This is a genomic window from Mesorhizobium sp. Root552, from assembly GCF_001427285.1.
Taxonomy (GTDB): Bacteria; Pseudomonadota; Alphaproteobacteria; order Rhizobiales; family Rhizobiaceae; genus Mesorhizobium.
Window position 1 is genome coordinate 329207 of record NZ_LMFV01000045.1, and the last position, 15188, is coordinate 344394.

At 59.0% G+C, this 15188-nt stretch carries 25 protein-coding genes; 23 read left to right on the plus strand and 2 right to left on the minus strand.

Going from position 1 to position 15188, the window contains the following annotated elements:
- Positions 1 to 5 precede the first annotated feature (5 nt).
- From ASD50_RS16605 to ASD50_RS23230, 15 genes are all read left to right on the plus strand, one after another.
- Complete coding sequence (locus tag ASD50_RS16605) at positions 6 to 491, plus strand: hypothetical protein (protein WP_156465136.1); 486 nt, start codon at positions 6 to 8, stop codon at positions 489 to 491.
- Entirely contained in the window at positions 488 to 733 is a 246-nt protein-coding gene (locus ASD50_RS16610) for a hypothetical protein (protein WP_056243392.1), read from the plus strand. Before ASD50_RS16605 ends, ASD50_RS16610 begins: the two co-directional genes overlap by 4 nt.
- The gene (locus ASD50_RS16615) at positions 730 to 981 is read left to right on the plus strand and encodes a hypothetical protein (RefSeq protein WP_056243394.1); all 252 of its coding nucleotides are present in this window, start codon (positions 730 to 732) and stop codon (positions 979 to 981) included. Before ASD50_RS16610 ends, ASD50_RS16615 begins: the two co-directional genes overlap by 4 nt.
- Positions 978 to 1265: a hypothetical protein gene (locus tag ASD50_RS16620; RefSeq protein WP_056243396.1), complete on the plus strand. Its 288-nt coding sequence runs from the start codon at positions 978 to 980 to the stop codon at positions 1263 to 1265. The genes ASD50_RS16615 and ASD50_RS16620 overlap by 4 nt, the downstream gene beginning before the upstream one ends.
- Positions 1262 to 1504: a hypothetical protein gene (locus ASD50_RS16625; RefSeq protein ID WP_056243397.1), complete on the plus strand. Its 243-nt coding sequence runs from the start codon at positions 1262 to 1264 to the stop codon at positions 1502 to 1504. Before ASD50_RS16620 ends, ASD50_RS16625 begins: the two co-directional genes overlap by 4 nt.
- Positions 1501 to 1701, plus strand: a complete 201-nt coding sequence (locus ASD50_RS16630; RefSeq protein WP_056243400.1) for a hypothetical protein — start codon at positions 1501 to 1503, stop codon at positions 1699 to 1701. The genes ASD50_RS16625 and ASD50_RS16630 overlap by 4 nt, the downstream gene beginning before the upstream one ends.
- Positions 1698 to 1952 carry a hypothetical protein gene (locus tag ASD50_RS16635; RefSeq protein WP_056243401.1) on the plus strand — a complete coding sequence of 85 codons (255 nt, stop codon included), beginning with the start codon at positions 1698 to 1700 and terminating at the stop codon, positions 1950 to 1952. Before ASD50_RS16630 ends, ASD50_RS16635 begins: the two co-directional genes overlap by 4 nt.
- The gene (locus ASD50_RS16640; RefSeq protein ID WP_082549704.1) at positions 1949 to 2194 is read left to right on the plus strand and encodes a transcriptional coactivator p15/PC4 family protein; all 246 of its coding nucleotides are present in this window, start codon (positions 1949 to 1951) and stop codon (positions 2192 to 2194) included. The genes ASD50_RS16635 and ASD50_RS16640 overlap by 4 nt, the downstream gene beginning before the upstream one ends.
- Positions 2191 to 2367, plus strand: a complete 177-nt coding sequence (locus tag ASD50_RS23535; RefSeq protein WP_164480448.1) for a hypothetical protein — start codon at positions 2191 to 2193, stop codon at positions 2365 to 2367. Before ASD50_RS16640 ends, ASD50_RS23535 begins: the two co-directional genes overlap by 4 nt.
- On the plus strand, positions 2367 to 2651 hold the full coding sequence (locus ASD50_RS16645; protein WP_056243406.1) for a hypothetical protein: 285 nt from the start codon (positions 2367 to 2369) through the stop codon (positions 2649 to 2651). Before ASD50_RS23535 ends, ASD50_RS16645 begins: the two co-directional genes overlap by 1 nt.
- Complete coding sequence (locus tag ASD50_RS23225; protein WP_156465137.1) at positions 2651 to 3427, plus strand: hypothetical protein; 777 nt, start codon at positions 2651 to 2653, stop codon at positions 3425 to 3427. The genes ASD50_RS16645 and ASD50_RS23225 overlap by 1 nt, the downstream gene beginning before the upstream one ends.
- The gene (locus ASD50_RS16655) at positions 3417 to 3737 is read left to right on the plus strand and encodes a DUF6074 family protein (protein WP_056243409.1); all 321 of its coding nucleotides are present in this window, start codon (positions 3417 to 3419) and stop codon (positions 3735 to 3737) included. The genes ASD50_RS23225 and ASD50_RS16655 overlap by 11 nt, the downstream gene beginning before the upstream one ends.
- Positions 3734 to 4600, plus strand: a complete 867-nt coding sequence (locus tag ASD50_RS16660; protein WP_156465138.1) for a hypothetical protein — start codon at positions 3734 to 3736, stop codon at positions 4598 to 4600. Before ASD50_RS16655 ends, ASD50_RS16660 begins: the two co-directional genes overlap by 4 nt.
- 76 nt (positions 4601 to 4676) lie before the next feature.
- On the plus strand, positions 4677 to 5678 hold the full coding sequence (locus ASD50_RS16665) for a DUF6551 family protein (protein WP_210168936.1): 1002 nt from the start codon (positions 4677 to 4679) through the stop codon (positions 5676 to 5678).
- Positions 5675 to 5842 (plus strand): hypothetical protein, encoded by a 168-nt coding sequence (locus tag ASD50_RS23230; RefSeq protein ID WP_156465139.1) that lies wholly within the window; start codon positions 5675 to 5677, stop codon positions 5840 to 5842. Before ASD50_RS16665 ends, ASD50_RS23230 begins: the two co-directional genes overlap by 4 nt.
- Before the next feature lie 2 nt (positions 5843 to 5844).
- Here the strand turns inward: ASD50_RS23230 and ASD50_RS16670 are convergent, their stop codons facing one another.
- Positions 5845 to 6117 (minus strand): DUF982 domain-containing protein, encoded by a 273-nt coding sequence (locus ASD50_RS16670; RefSeq protein WP_320410625.1) that lies wholly within the window; start codon positions 6115 to 6117, stop codon positions 5845 to 5847.
- 50 nt (positions 6118 to 6167) lie between these two features.
- Between ASD50_RS16670 and ASD50_RS16675 the strand changes: the two genes are divergently transcribed.
- From ASD50_RS16675 to ASD50_RS16685, 3 genes are all read left to right on the plus strand, one after another.
- Positions 6168 to 6467: a hypothetical protein gene (locus ASD50_RS16675; protein ID WP_056243417.1), complete on the plus strand. Its 300-nt coding sequence runs from the start codon at positions 6168 to 6170 to the stop codon at positions 6465 to 6467.
- Positions 6455 to 7159, plus strand: a complete 705-nt coding sequence (locus tag ASD50_RS16680) for a hypothetical protein (RefSeq protein ID WP_056243420.1) — start codon at positions 6455 to 6457, stop codon at positions 7157 to 7159. The genes ASD50_RS16675 and ASD50_RS16680 overlap by 13 nt, the downstream gene beginning before the upstream one ends.
- Before the next feature lie 241 nt (positions 7160 to 7400).
- Complete coding sequence (locus ASD50_RS16685; RefSeq protein ID WP_156465140.1) at positions 7401 to 8228, plus strand: hypothetical protein; 828 nt, start codon at positions 7401 to 7403, stop codon at positions 8226 to 8228.
- A gap of 70 nt (positions 8229 to 8298) precedes the next feature.
- Here ASD50_RS16685 and ASD50_RS16690 read toward each other — a convergent pair whose 3' ends face one another.
- A complete protein-coding gene (locus ASD50_RS16690; RefSeq protein WP_056243425.1) occupies positions 8299 to 8541 on the minus strand; it encodes a BrnA antitoxin family protein in 243 nt (80 codons plus the stop codon).
- 1269 nt (positions 8542 to 9810) lie between these two features.
- On the opposite strand from ASD50_RS16690, the gene ASD50_RS16700 reads away from it, so the two are divergent.
- Genes ASD50_RS16700 through ASD50_RS16720 form a run of 5 tightly spaced genes read left to right on the plus strand, consistent with a single transcriptional unit; the run spans position 9811 to position 15184 of the window.
- Complete coding sequence (locus ASD50_RS16700) at positions 9811 to 11184, plus strand: site-specific DNA-methyltransferase (RefSeq protein ID WP_056243429.1); 1374 nt, start codon at positions 9811 to 9813, stop codon at positions 11182 to 11184.
- Positions 11181 to 11735 (plus strand): hypothetical protein, encoded by a 555-nt coding sequence (locus ASD50_RS23425; RefSeq protein ID WP_056243431.1) that lies wholly within the window; start codon positions 11181 to 11183, stop codon positions 11733 to 11735. Before ASD50_RS16700 ends, ASD50_RS23425 begins: the two co-directional genes overlap by 4 nt.
- Positions 11677 to 13506, plus strand: coding sequence for a phage terminase large subunit family protein (locus tag ASD50_RS16710; protein ID WP_162252032.1), 1830 nt, complete (start codon positions 11677 to 11679; stop codon positions 13504 to 13506). The genes ASD50_RS23425 and ASD50_RS16710 overlap by 59 nt, the downstream gene beginning before the upstream one ends.
- Before the next feature lie 2 nt (positions 13507 to 13508).
- Positions 13509 to 13730, plus strand: coding sequence for a phage head-tail joining protein (locus tag ASD50_RS16715; RefSeq protein ID WP_056243434.1), 222 nt, complete (start codon positions 13509 to 13511; stop codon positions 13728 to 13730).
- A gap of 2 nt (positions 13731 to 13732) precedes the next feature.
- Positions 13733 to 15184: a phage portal protein gene (locus tag ASD50_RS16720; RefSeq protein WP_200952427.1), complete on the plus strand. Its 1452-nt coding sequence runs from the start codon at positions 13733 to 13735 to the stop codon at positions 15182 to 15184.
- The last annotated feature ends 4 nt before the right edge of the window (positions 15185 to 15188 follow it).

A 15188-nucleotide genomic window follows, 5' to 3' on the forward strand; every position in this document is an offset into this window, starting at 1 on the left:
AGATGATGACTAAACATAGCACTCTTGCGCCTGAAATCAACCGCCGGCGCTTCTTACTCAACACCACAATGGCTGGTGCCGCTGTTGCGGTCGCCGCTCCGGTGGTGGCAGCCGAGCCGGAAATCCACCCGCTTGCCCGCCTGCATGCCCTGCATGACGAGGCGTCGAAGCTGATGGTCGTTCACAACGAGCATCTGGGCGGCGAATGGGAATTGCGCATTCGAGCGCCAAGCGCCAGTCACCCTGTCGTCTACAAGAACCTCGATGCCGAGATGACGTCGCGCGATCAGGCCATTTGGTACATGCGTGAACTGGAGCGGCTTGCCAAAGAAGACGGAGCGAGGTCGGCAATGGTGACTGTTGTTGGCCGCTTTTGGGACCCTGATTTCGAATGCAGGACCCTGATGATCGATCCAAGGGGCGTCTTTATCGACTTCGAACGCGATGAGGGCCGCGTCAGTTTGTTCGCCCCGAAAGGCGGCGCAATATGAGCCCCTTTGCCAGCAAGGACTATCTTGGCGAGCCAATCATCATCAACAAGGGGCATCAACTCTGCGCACTGCTCAAGGTGTGTGAAAGAACGCTCCGGGCGCTCGATAACGTCGGGGCCGGACCCTACCGGGATAGCGTAGAAAGCGCGCTTTGCAACACAATGGAGTTGGCTGAAGACCTAGCGGCCGATCTGCTTTCGGCGCTTGAGACGGTACAGCCAAGGGAAGGGGCAAAATCATGAGCCTCCTTGCCTCCTACGCTGAAATGGATGCCGATGATATTCGGACGTGCAGCCGTCAAGCTCAAGCGCTTCTTCGTCTGTTCCAAGCTGCCGTTGGCGGCGTCCGGTCAAATCGCGTTCCCTATGAAGACGCAATCGAGCCAATCGAGGAAGCCGCCGAACTCTGTCTTGAACTGATGGAGCGTGTCCACGAAGCGGTTGCGTCCTTGACTAAAGAGACCATCGAACAGGAAGGGGCAGCACAATGAGCGCTTCCCTTCACGAACTAATCGACGCCTTCGCTGCTGCTCGGGCTGCATTTCTTGCCACTCCCGATGACGACGACAACCCCGCCGAGTGGGACGCCTACTGCAAGGTAGAAGACGCCATCATCAACTATCCCTGCCAGACGATAGAGGGTGCGCGCCTAAAGGCCCGGTTCTTCCTCGACAACCCGCAGCCACACGAAACGCTGCGAAACTGCGTCAATGATGATGATGGTTGGGCTCTCGACCGGTTTCTTCGCTCTCTGCTTGGCGAGGTGCGGTCATGAACTGGATCGAACAAGCGGAAATTTCATCGGCTGAACTCGTCGCGGTCTGCATTCAGGCGCGGGCAATCGTCAGCCTGTGCGAACGGGCAGCATGGAACGACCTTCAGAACGAAGCGAGCGGAACCATCCCGCAGGTGGCCGAAGATATCCAGTTCGCCTTGAAGCTGGCGGCGGGCTTGCTGGTTCCTATCCAAGATGCGCTTGAAGGCCAGAGGGATCAGGAAGGCGGTGGCGAATGAAGCCGCTCCGCTATTCCATCGCCATCCTTATCATGCGCGGTGCCGGCCTCGTTGCCGATCTGGTCGCGCCTGAAATCAAGAAAGATGCACCGGCCCGTCTCCCGATGCGTCCCATCGAGCAAATGCTTCTCGGCTCCATCGTGAGCCTGTCGATCTGCGCTTTGTGGGTCTGGTTCAGCATGAGGTCAGGACTATGAACGAAAGCAATTTTATTCCCGCTCACCGTCCTCGCCTTCGTCGCAAGGACGTTCCGGCCTATCTGGCCGACCGGCACGGCATCGACATTGCCGTTGCCACGCTCTGCAAGCTCGCCACGGTCGGCGGCGGGCCGGTCATGCAGTACAGCGGTCGCATTCCGCTCTACCACGTCGATGACCTCGATGCCTGGGCGGAAGCGCGCCTTTCCAAACCTGTGAAGTCCACGGCGGAAAGGAGTGCAGCGGCATGAGTGTGTCTCAATCCATCCCGGTCACTACCATCCCGAAGAACAAGAACGAGGAACTGCGCGTCTCGCTCGACCTCTTCAACGGATATTGGCTGTTCAATACGCGCATCTTCTTCGAGGCCAGTGACGGCACCATGCGACCCGGCAAGGGTGGCTTTGCCATCAAGGTCGACAAGCTGGAAGCGTATGCGGAAGCCGTGACAGATGCGCTGATGCAGGTCCAGACCAAGGGGCTGTCGAAATGAGCGCCCCTCTCGATCCGTCGACCATCAAGCAGGCGGCAACGTGGCTTGCCACCGGCGGCGCTCAGCAGGGCAAAGCCGTCGTTCCCCAGCTTCGCGACAAGTTCAACCTCAGTGCCTCGGACGCCTGCGCGGCGATCCGTGAAGCGAACCTCATCAAAGCGAGGGCGCATTGATGGCTGAGAACGGCGAGCTTTTTCCCGACGCCGGGAAAATAGTCATCCCTATCGAAGATTCCGCCGATCCTGAGCCCGAGTGGGAAATGGATTGGATACGCGGACAGGAGGTCATCATTCAAGAACAGCGGGCGGTGGCCGTCTACCGCAACGGAAAGAACGGCATTGTCATCCGTGAGGAGCGCGCCTGGGACGAGGAAGAGGACAAGGTGATTGTCCTGTCGACGCCTGAAGCTGCCAACGCCCTGATCGACGCCATCAAGCGTGAACTTGGGGGGCGCTGATGGCAAAGGGTCGCAACAGACAAGGGCGCTCCGCTGGAAGCGAACACTGGACGAAGCTAATCCGCACGACGATGGAGACGCCAGCATGGCGCGCGCTGTCGACAACGGCGCAGGCGCTATATCCGTGGATCAAGTTGGAATGGCGCGGGCTCGAATACAACAACAACGGCAAGATCAGGCTGAGCGTCCGTCAAGCCGCCGCGCGGATGGGCGTGAACATCAAGACAGCAGCAAGAGCATTCCTTGAATTGCAGGGTAAAGGCTTCATCGTCCAGACCGAGTTTGCCTATCTCGGCATTGCAGGGGCAGCGAGGTCGCCCGCTTACGAAATCACCGAATTGAAGATGCCGGGGGCGGAAGGCGACGGGCGCAAGCTCTATCGCGACTGGAAGCCCGGTAGCGACTTTCCGGTGCATGTATCTCACGCCAACAATCCATTGGGGAAAAATAAAACCCTGTCCCCAAAATTGGGACGTTCCTGTCCCCAAAAAGGGGACGAACAGGAAAAGCACGTACCCAAAAACGGCACAGCCTGTTCCGAAAATGGGGACGAATACGACTGTTTCGATGAACCGTTCGTCCCCAAAATCGGGACATCCTTATCCTACCATACCTCAACGCCAGTGAGCGGGCCGGCGCAGCCTGCCGCCCAAACGGGCAGGCAAGCGCCGAGAGCGCGAGCGAAGGCGGACAAGCGCGCAGCTTTCAAATCCCTTCTTCAGGACGCTACCGCTGCGCTGACGGTCAAGACGGAGGGCGACTGCGATGCAGCTTGACCTCTCGATGCAAAAGCAGCCGTGCACCATCATCGCGTTCCCAGCGGAAAAACGACGCGGCCACGCCTACCGGGTCGCTCACCAGCTTTCAAAGTCGCGGACCAACAAAGAGGCCGATTGGGTGCTGACCCGCGCCCTGGTGTCCTATCACGACCGGCTCTCTGCGGCGGGCATCCCGGCATCGGAAGCGGGGCGGCTGATGGGGGTCTTTCGCCGGCTGATCTTCAACGAATGTCTCGCACTTGGCTCTCGATGGTCACCCGACCTCGACGACGATTTCATTCCTACCAATGGAGGCTCATGCGCATGAGCGAACTATCAAACAACCTGGCTGACCTTGCCGAACGGGTGAAGCTTGAAAACGAACGATCAGCGGCGGCGCACCTGAGTGCCATCGACAGCGCCTTGTCTGCCGGTTCCCTGCTCATAGACGCCAAAGAACAGTGCAAGCATGGGGAATGGGGTTCCTTTCTCTCTCGCGCGCACGTGCATGAGCGCCAAGCTCGTCGACTGATGCAACTTGCCCGAAGCGGGCTGACCTCGGACATGGTGTCCGATATCGGCGGCTTCAAAGCGGCGCTCGACTGGCTTGGGCGGGTGAAACTGCCTGATCCCGACGAAGTGGTGTTCATCACGGTCGAAGGCCGGCGCGATGCGATAGTCTCCATCCTGCCATCGGAAAAGGCCGGCAAGTTCGACGTGTCGGCCACCAGCGAGGAAGGAACATATTTCTTCACCGAACACCCTGTTCCGGCCGAAAGCATCAGGCTGGCGGATCGGCGGTATTCAAACGCCCTGTGGCACACTGCCGCCAAAGCGTCGTCGCTGCCGATTGGTGAGTGGCAGTTCAATTCCGCGCCGATCTGGTCGCTGTTGGACGATTGCGCCTTCCTGGCCGAACAGGTCGAGTTGCCGAAGGGCGACAAGGCTCCGCTCCCCGAGAGCTACAAACACATGATCGACGCTCTTCAGGCCTGCGTCGATGATTTCACGGCTGACCGCTACCTGAAGGCGCGGCGGGCTCAAAAGCTCTGTCTCGCTCAGATGGATAAATGGCCGTCCGATCCTCGGATGATGGCGACTTTCGTTCGCATCGCCAGCGACGGCAAGGGAACGCAACTGGCGCAGCGCGTCGATGAACTCGCTCGCGAAAGGATGGTGGCCCATGCCTAACAATCCTCTTCGCCGGATAGAGCCGGTTTCCATTGCCGGTCTGAAGCCTCGGACGCCGCCAACCGGGCAACCGATCATGGAATACGTGAGCCCGCGCAGCCTTTATGTAGATCCCGCATATCAGCGGTCCATCGGTGAGCGCGGCCTGAGACAGATTCGGCGCATCATCGAGAATTTCGATTGGTCGAAGTTCAAGCTTCCGACTTGCTGCTATGCGGAAAATTTTGCCGGTGAGACTGTGCTGTTCGTTCTCGATGGTCAGCACACCGCAATCGCCTGCGCCAGCCATCCCGATATCGATTGCATTCCGGTGCAGATCGTTGAGGCTGTTGGCGTCGAGGCACAGGCGGAAGCCTTCATCGGCCTCAACACCGATCGGCTCGGCGTCACGAAGTTGCAGCTTCACCAAGCGGCAGTTGTTGCCGGTGACCCTGAAGCCGTCACAATCGAGCAAGTGTGCGAACGGGCAGGCGTCACGATCCTGCGGGGCACTCCCGGCAGCGGTCGCTACAAGCCCAAGGAAACCATTGCCGTTGCCGCACTGGCCGCTCTGATCAGCCGGCGCGGTTCCATGCGGGCGCGGATCGTGCTTGACGTGCTGGCGGCGACTGATCTTGCGCCCATAGCCTCCATTCATATCCAGGCGGTCGATCTCCTACTGCACGACAAGGAGTTCTGCGACCAGATCGCAGGGCCGAACCTGACAACAGCGATCAACGAAATGATCGTGGAAGCCGAAGACGAAGCCAAGCTGTTCGGTCGGACGCATAAGATTCCGAAATGGCGGGCGCTGGCCTCGGTCTGGTTCCGCAAGTGCCGCAAGACCCGCGCGACGAAGACGGACGCAGGAAAGACGCAGCCAAGCTCTTCTGAGGAAACAGAAAATCAGCCTTCCGAACGCATCAGGGACGCACCACGGACGCAAGCCAACGGCCTGAACGACATGCTCAGACCGGAAATCGCTCAACGCGCCGCAGTCGTTGCAGCTCGTCGGGTTGAGCAGAATGTCACGGCTTCCGTCATGGGCGATCCGCCTGCCGGTCGGTCGGCTCTCGACCAGAGAAAGGGAACGGCATGACCACGAAGCCCGCAACTTGGTTCGGCGTCTGCACGGCATCCGGCAATCTCATCGACGTGACGCCCGGCGAATTTCACGCGCAGGAGATTGCGAACGAACTGACCAAGGAACAGCGCGTCAAGCATGTCGTGCTGCCCGTCATCATCACGGCGGCACAGGCATGAACTCAGGCAGGATCATAATCCCCGAGGTAGATGCCAACATCCTTTGCTGCGGCGATAAAGGCAGTTCGTGCGGTGCTGGGTGGCTTTCCGCCTTTGATGACCGCAAGGCACGCTTCCATCGCGCGAACGCGCCTCTTGTTCTCCGCTACGGGCCAATCGTGCAGCAAAATATCCGCCGCGTCTCTCGGGCTGACAACGATCCGGTCGCGGTCAATTCGCCCAAGTTGGATGCGGATCGGTTTGTGAAAGCGCGTGGTTTTCATAGCGTCGAGCATTTTGCTCAAAATTTCCGCAACAGCAAATTGTTTCGAGGAGGTGCGGCGGCATGACGATTGCCGAGCGCAAAGCACGCGAAGCCTACGACGCGGAAAACCCTTGGCGTCCGATGTGCGAGGCGAAACCGGACGGCACGGTTTGCGAGCTTCTGTTTGCCGATCTGGTCGGCAACTTTGATGCCAACACCTATCGATACTTCCTCGACGCAGATGGCAATTGGTACCGGATTGATCCACCGGGGATGGTTTACCCGTGGCCATCGCCCATGAACTGGAGGCCGGCTTACGCGCGCCTCTCCCCCGAACGTCGGAACTACATCAGGCAGCAGGTACGGAAATGGCGAAAGTAACCCCGGAGCCGGAAGTTAGGCCGGCAGGGACCAGGATCGACGGCGGCAAGCGGCGCGACCTCAACAAGGAACGTGTCTCGGGCCGCATGTCGGGCGTGGTCAAGCCGGCGCTCACACCTGCACAACGTGAGGCGTCAAAGGCTGCGCGGCGCAAGGCGGACAAGAAGGCCAAGCAGAACATTGATCGGCTGGTACGTGATGACGGCGGCAAGGGCGGTTCCGTCGTGTCCAAGGTCAAGGTCAAGATATCGAGCGACCGCACGGCGCAGCAGACCATTCGGTGCCGGCCTGGCACCTTCGAATGGCGCTATGGCCGCAACAAGCAAAGCGTCTTCTTCCACGCCGGCAATCACTTCGCTGTGTTGTGGGAACGGGCGGGCATCGCGGTAGCGAGTTCGGCGGACTTCCTGCGCGGTACAGCGTCGGGATATCCGACCGGGATTGGCGACGGCAGGGTTGCCGCCATCGACGCCCTGCGAGGCTCGGTCGAGAAGCTGGGCCAGTTCTCATTCGACCGTCTCATGATGTACTGCGTGCAGGGCAAGACGGCAGCGGAAATCGCTCGGCTGGAAATGATGACGGATCGTGAGATTGCGACCGTGCTGGCTTCAGACTTGAGACAGTGCGCGATCCATTTCAAATACCTCGGGATAGCGCGCGGTAAGATTCGTTCCACTTCCGAAACGAATTGACTTTCAACACGAAACCCCCTAGTGATTTGTCATTCTCGCAAAGTTGCGACCTAACCCGCCTTGTGGCGGGTTTTTCTTGCCGGCCTCTACCGCCTGCTACTTCTCAGGGCGTGGTGTTCTACGAGGATATCGGCTTCACGCGCTGCGTTCTCGAATTTTCCGTGTCGTTGGGGACTTCAACCACTTCCGCTTGCCAAACTCGCTCAATTTGCCAAATTGGCCGAAGGGTGGAGGGCATATCATGCGATTGGTTTTGGCGGTCCTTGTAGCGTGTTGCGGATTGGTGACGGGATCACGCGCAGAAGCGACGGACATTTCAGGAATATGGAAGGGCTCGATCCGGTGTTCGTATGGCAGTGGAAGCCTGAGTATCACTGTAGCCCGTGATGGCAGCATTTCTGGCGGTGTCACAAACGGTAAGGTGATTTCAGGTCGCGTCAGCGGAAAGTCCGTTCAGTTCTCCACCACCAACGCGTTCGGCAACGTCGCCAATTTCACGGGGACAGTCGTTGGCGATGACATGAGCGGCACCTATTCGCAGAGTGTGAACGGTACAATTTGCAACTGGGACGCCAGCTTGCGGACCGGGGTTCGGACCAGCCAGTCTGCTAACCCTGGCAAAGACCCGGAGCCTGATTACTCAAAGCTCGATGCCAAGAAGAAGCGGCAAGCGCGCGAACGTGATGCGCAGTCGTTTCTGACTGCAGGAGCTGCAGCCGCCCAGTATTGCACCTACGCGGATCAGATGACGGCGGCCGGGCGCTTTTCACAGGCGGCTGAGGCCTTCCGGCTCATGGGAGATTCGGTGCGTCAGGGTAAGGCTGACAAGCTGGCAAAAGCAGCCTCGGCAAGAGCGGACGAATGTCAGCGGCGACAGAAGGCGGCCCGGCAGGCTCCGCCGAAGGCCAAGGCGTCTAAAAAAGCAGACGAGACCGCAGCAGCGAAGGCTAAGGAGATGGCTAAAGCCTGCACTGCACTAAAGCAGTATGCAAAGAAGCTCGAAGACAGCGGTAATCTTGAGGCAGCGCTCAAGGTCAGGGTGAAGCTGCGGATCAACAAGTGCAAATGAACTTATTTAGCCGACGGGCATTTGTTTGTTCAGGTTCTCTCGGAGTTAGCCGCCTCGCATCCCATACAGGCTAACAGGCCGCCTTATCGAGGACATCTGACATTCGGCTTTGCCATCCTTTGCCGGCTGCCTTGAACTTTGCGATTGTCTTGGGCTTCAAGAGTATGGTGATGCGGACTTTGCCTGAGGATGGACGGCCACGCTTGTTCTGGCCGGTTCTTGGCTTACGCGTTGAAAGTTCTTCCATGAACTCGGCAACAGTCACTTTGGCCTTGGGTTTCGGTTTAGGCTCCGGTGCAATTTTGATTGCCATAGCTGTCTCCTGAATATCGTAAGCACAAAATATCACACGTTGGGTGGATTTCATGCATACGAAATTCGAAAGCTGGGGCAGGCTGAGCAATGGCTGAGCGCGGAAGGCCAACAGACTAGCGGCCGGAGTATGCAGATCAGGCCATCACCATCAAGTGCAAGGAGAAGTAGATAGCTCGTCCACACATCAGGTCGGCAGAGGCCAGCCCGTATCGAACATGGTACGCGCTGTCAATCTGGCGGGGCAAGGACGGGTTGAGGCAGCAACAGCTAGCACGTCAGCCTCTATGCGAGCGCCTGCAAGGACCATCACGACCGCCTCATCCAGCGGGAAGAGGCGAGAGGCTACATCATTGGTGACGATATTAACGGGCGACCAGTTGCACCAGACCACCCTTGGGATTTCTCGAATAGCTTCTGAGAAACGGGGGCCTTCTCTCGAAATTGCTAGCATGGATCTGGTTCAGGACTGAGCACGCTGCTTCTGCGCGATACAGTGGCCGGCACACCAAGGCGAGACCACCTAACGACGCGGGCATATAAAGGGCGACGTCCCAGACCGTGCCACATCCGTCGCCCTCCGGAAGGCAGATATATCGAGGCCTGATTTCAACCATCGTAAGATCTCGCTTGAGCACGCCATTCATAGACGATGAACTCAGAACGGGTTTGCGCAGGAACAACCTGTTGCGATAGCGATCAGTAAATTTTTCATCGGACCCTCATTTCTCCACCTAAGAGGTGGAGGCCCCGAATAAACGGCGAATGGTAGCCGGCACCACCAAGTGAAGCCATGCCCAGCAGACCGCCAGTCCACCGCCCCCCGGGCCAAGGTGACAGGAAGCAACAGCGCCGCCAGTATGACCAGCAACGCGACAAACAGGAATGGCGCGGCTGGTACAAGACGGCACGATGGCAGGCCAAGCGTGAGGCGCAGCTAGCCGATGTGGTGAGGGCGTGGCGGGTATGACCAAGGCATCAACGGTAGCAGCAATGGTTGCCGCCATTCTACTTGCCGGGTGTAGTGACTATCAAGCCGGCGATGCGGTCGTCGCGAATGTTCAGAAAGACCCGGACGATCAATGCCGCATCATCATCACGGCGCACCTAGACGACATTCCGCCAATGACAGCGAGGGTTGATGGGTGCCCCGTCGCGGGTCCTTCCGGCCTCAAAATGTAATACGGGTCGGCGGCAGCGCAGAGCTTTCCTAGCGACAGACTTTGAAACACGTTTCGTTTCGCTACACCCAATTCTGAAATGAGGTCTCATGGCCGAAGTTGAGTGGCCTGCCGACAAGGTTGAACGCCGGTCGGTGGAGAGCCTGATCCCGTATGCCCGAAACGCGCGAACGCATAGCGAGCAACAGGTTGCGCAGATTGCCGCCTCAATTCGTGAGTGGGGCTGGACGGTTCCGATCCTGGTGGACGAGGCCGGCGGCATCATTGCCGGGCATGGTCGAGTTCTCGCGGCAAAGAAGCTGGCGATTACCGAAGTGCCCGTCATGGTGGCTTCGGGCTGGTCCGAAGCTCAGAAGCGGGCATATGTCCTGGCGGATAACAAGCTGGCGCTGAATGCCGGCTGGAACGAGGAACTGCTCAAGCTGGAGCTTGGCGATCTGGCCAGCATCGGTTTCGACCTGCATCTGACTGGTTTCTCAGAAGACGAACTCGCGCAGATCACGCTTGAGGATCGACCCGGCCTTACGGACCCAGATGATGCTCCTGAGGTGCCAGAGCATGCCGTCTCCGCACAAGGTGACGTGTGGTTACTCGGCGTGCATCGAGTTGCTTGCGGAGACTCTACAATCTTAGCTGATGTCGAGCGGGCCATGGGGACCGCTAAGGCGGACGCTTGCTGGACCGATCCGCCGTACAACGTTAACTATGAGTCGAAGCTCGCCGGCAAGATTCAGAACGACAACATGGGTGATGGCGCCTTCCTGTCGTTTCTCACAGATGCGTTTGTGTCAGCGTATGCGGTGCTCAAGCCGGGCGCTGCTGCCTATGTGGCCCACGCCGACACCGAGGGGTTAAATTTCAGGGCCGCATTCAAGGCGTCTGGCTTCAAGCTCTCAGGGTGTCTCATCTGGGCTAAGAACGCGCTGGTTCTCGGGCGTTCTGACTACCAGTGGCAGCATGAGCCAATCCTCTACGGATGGAAGCCTGGTGCTGCACATCGCTGGTATGGCGGCCGTTCCAGAACAACCGTGCAACAGTTTAACGGGCCTCCGTTCACGCTCAATGCTGATGGGACGGTGTCCGTCTCCATCGGGGCCGATAGCATCGTGATTAGTGGCCACGATCTGAAAGCTGAGGCCGTGGAATCGACGGTGATCCGGGTCGAGAAGCCGAAGCGGTCAGCCGATCACCCAACGATGAAGCCGACAGAGCTCATCACTCGCATGCTGAAGAACTCGACCCGAGAGGGCGATGTGGTGCTCGATCTCTTTGGCGGGTCCGGCTCCACCCTCATTGCGTGCGAGATGACGGGCCGGCAGGCGCGACTTGTCGAGTTGGACCCTCGCTTCAGCGACGTGATCGTAAAGCGCTGGCAGGACTTCACCGGCAAGGAAGCCATTCTGGAGGGCGACGGGCGCACCTTCAGCGCGATTGCCGCTGATCGCATCAAGGCTGCAGCATGAGCGCGGCCACATATCCGGTCGCCACCATCGCCAAGCTCCTGATGCTCACAGAGCGACGGGTGCAGCAGTTGACCAAGGAAGGCGTGCTGCCTAAAGCTGAACGCGGGCGCTACGAGCTCGCGCCAGTGGTGCAGGGTTATATCAGATACCTACGCGACCGTTCTGTCGGTGCGGATGCTTCGGACGGCGAAGGCAATCACAAGGCGCGGTTGATCAAGGCGCGGGCCGACATAGCCGAATATGAGGCGGCCCGCATGGCTGGCGATCAAGCGCCAGTCGAGGAAATCGAAAAGACATGGACAGATATGGTTTCGCGCTTCCGGCAGCGTTCGCTCGCGGTCGCGCCCAAGGCTGCGCCGCTGGTGGCTGTGGAGACGACCACGGAAGCATGTCACGAGATTATCGAGACGTTTATCCATGAGGCCCTTGCCGAGCTTGCCTCAACCTCCGTTGAGAGTGATCCCGCAACTAATGCGGGCGACGAAGGCGGGGATGACGACGGCGGCTCCACCGCCGAAGCTGAAGATATCGGAGTGGGCGGACAGATATAGGCGGCTGTCGTCGGAATCGAGCGCAGAGCCGGGCCAATGGATGACGCGGCGTGCGGAATATCAGCGCGGGATCATGGATGCGGTGTCCGATCCGGGCGTTGATCGCGTCGTTTTGATGACCAGTGCTCAGATCGGAAAAACTGAACTGCTCAACAACATCGTCGGGTTTCATATCTCGCAGGACCCATCGCCCATCCTGGTCATGCAGCCGACTCTCGACATGGCGGAAACATGGAGCAAAGACAGGCTTGCCCCGATGCTGCGGGATACGCCCGCACTATCAGGCAGAGTGGCCGATCCTCGGTCGCGTGACAGCGGAAACACGCTGCTCCACAAGCGGTTTAATGGAGGTCATGTAACGGTCGTCGGCGCCAATAGTGCGGCTGGTCTGGCTTCCCGGCCTATTCGAATCGTATTGGCAGACGAGGTGGACAGATATCCGGCAAGCGCCGGAACGGAAGGCGATCCTCTGTCGCTGGCGATCAAGCGCACAACGACTTTCTGGAATCGCCGTGTCGTCATGTGTTCCACGCCAACGGTAAAGGGCGTGTCGCGCATCGAGGCGGCATTCGAGGAATCGGACCAGCGGCGATATTTCGTGGCCTGTCCGCACTGCCAACATGAACAGCATCTTGTCTGGGCGCAAGTCCGCTGGCCGGAAGGAAATCCGGCAGATGCGCAGTATCACTGCGAGGATTGCGGGGCCGGATGGACCGACGCGGAGAGGCGCGCGGCGGTTCGGTGGGGGAAATGGAGGGCGACTCGCGCAAGCGATGTTGTGGGATTCCACCTCAATGAAATCTATTCGCCTTGGTCGTCGGTCGCCGACATGGCTGTTGCATTCTTGGCGGCCAAGCGATCGCCTGAAACGCTCAAGACGTGGGTGAATACCTCACTTGGCGAAACCTGGGAGGAAGATGCCGAGCGAGTGGACGGCCATTCGCTCATGGATCGGGTCGAGACGTGGCAGGAATGCCCGAACGAAGTTTTGGTCATAACCTGCGGCGTCGACGTGCAAGACGACCGGCTTGAGATAGAAAAGGCAGGCTGGGGATCGGACGAAGAATCGTGGTCGCTGGATCACAAGATCATTTATGGCGATCCATCCTCGCCGGACATCTGGCGCGAACTGGACGAATATCTGCTTGAGCGGACAAAGAGGGCGGACGGGACGGAATTGCCGGTTCATGCAGCATGTGTGGATTCAGGCGGTCACCATACGCAGGCTGTCTATCGCTTTGCCAAGGATAGGGTTCGCCGCCGCGTTTATGCGATCAAGGGCATGGGCGGGCCGGGTAGGCCGGTGTGGCCGAGATACGCTTCCAAGAACAACAAGGGCCGGGTGAACCTGTTCCTGATTGGCGTTGATGCTGCAAAGGATGCTGTTTACGCCCGATTGAAGATCAGGGATGCCGGTCCCGGCTATTGCCATTTCCCAAGCGGGAGAGAACCGCACTATTTCGAGCAGCTTACGGCCGAGGTGGTGCAGACCAAGTACGTCAAAGGATTCCCCCAGCGCGTTTATGTCCTGCCGGGTGGAATGCGCAACGAGGCGCTGGACTGCCGCGTCTATGCTTATGCGGCGCTGCAAAGCCTGAATGTCCGATGGGGCCATTTGCTGGCGGCTCAGGCCAAGGATAGGCCGCCGCCGAAGCCTTTGAACACAGAACAAATCGAAGCCGCGCCCGCCTCACCAGCGGGCGTATCCAATCCACCTGTCAATCGCCGTAACGGCGGATGGGTGGAACGGCGCTCAGGATGGTTGAGGTAGTCATGGCTTCACTCGCAACCTTGTATGCACGGCTTGAATCACTCGACGCAGCGATTGCATCCGGTGTTCTGACCGTGCGGCATGGCGAGACAAGCACCACATTCCATAGCATGTCCGATCTGCTGAAAGCCCGCGCACATGTGCAGGCGCAGATCGATGCGCTGGAGCCCGGTAGCGTATCGCGCCCACGCCGAACGGTAGCGACATTCGGAAACGGGTGCTGATCATGGGCATGTTGTCCCGTATCGGTGGGTATCTCACGCCGCAACGCCAGATGCGCAAAAATGCGCTGAACGAAGCGCGCATGGCCTATGACGCCGCTACTCGAAGCAGGCGTTCGCAGGGATGGCGCGTCGTCTCGACGGATGCAAATGCGGAACTGCTCGGTGCTTCTTCCCGGTTACGAGACGTGGCGCGCGATATGGTGCGCAATGTCCCGTTAGCGGCAAGGGCAAAGAAGGTCATCGCTCACAACGTTGTCGGGTCGGGTATTATCCCGACGATCAGCGCAGGCGATGAGCGGGTGAAAGATCGCCTCGAAGGGCTTCTGAAGGATCACTTCGACACGACGGCCTGCGATGCTTATGGCCGACATGACCTCTATGGGCTGCAAAACCTTGCTATGGGAACGATTGTCGAATCCGGAGAGGTGCTTGTCCGGTATCGACCGCGCCGCAAGGAAGATGGCCTTCCACTTGCTTTCCAGCTTCAGGTCATGGAGCCGGACTATCTGGATTCGTCGGTCTCCGGGCCGCAGCCGAATGGCAATTTCGCGGTGCAGGGCATCGAGTTCAACGGGTATGGGAAGATCGTCGCCTATCACCTGTTCCGGGAGCATCCCGGCTCAATGGCAACGTTTTCGCTGCCGGTATCTGATCCAGTCTCAGCCGAGCGCGTCAGCCACATCTTCTACACCGACAGGCCGGGGCAAGCGCGCGGCGTGACGTGGTTTGCTCCCGTCATCCTTCGTATGCGGGACAAGGCCGATTTTTCGGACGCGCACCTGATTCGCCAGAAGGTCGCCGCCTGTTATGCGGTCTTCGTTCGCTCTACCGAAGGCAATGACGGCATCGACTCGACGAAGGCCAACCCCTATCCCGTCGAAAGCCTCGAGCCGGGGATGATTGAGCGCCTAAACGACGGCGAGGACGTGACATTCGGCAGTCCTCCGCAGGTCGGAGACTACGGAGACTACATCAAGGCGCACGATAGGGAGATCGCGGCAGCGCTTGGCATTTCCTATGAAGCTTTGACCGGCGACCTGTCCAACGTGAATTTCTCGTCCGGTCGCATGGGCTGGCTTGAAATGCAGCGCAACATCGACGCTTGGCGCAACTTCATGCTGATCCCGCAGATGCTCAACCCAATCGGGCAAGCGTTTCTAAACATCGCTTCGGCTGCCGGCACAGTGGGGGATGCAACGGTTCAATGGACAGCACCACGCCGCGAGATGATCAATCCGTCAGAGGAAGTGAAAGCGTCCCGAGACGCGATCAGGACCGGTCTTTCGTCGCGCTCCAACGAACAGCGGAAGCTTGGTTTTGATCCTGTGGACCTGGATACGGAAATCGCCGCAGACAATCAGCGCGCGGATGCCCTTTCGCTGATCTTCGACAGCGACCCCCGCAAAGTAACGAGCGTCGGCAACCCGGCCACTCAGGGCCAGCCCGCACAATAACTCT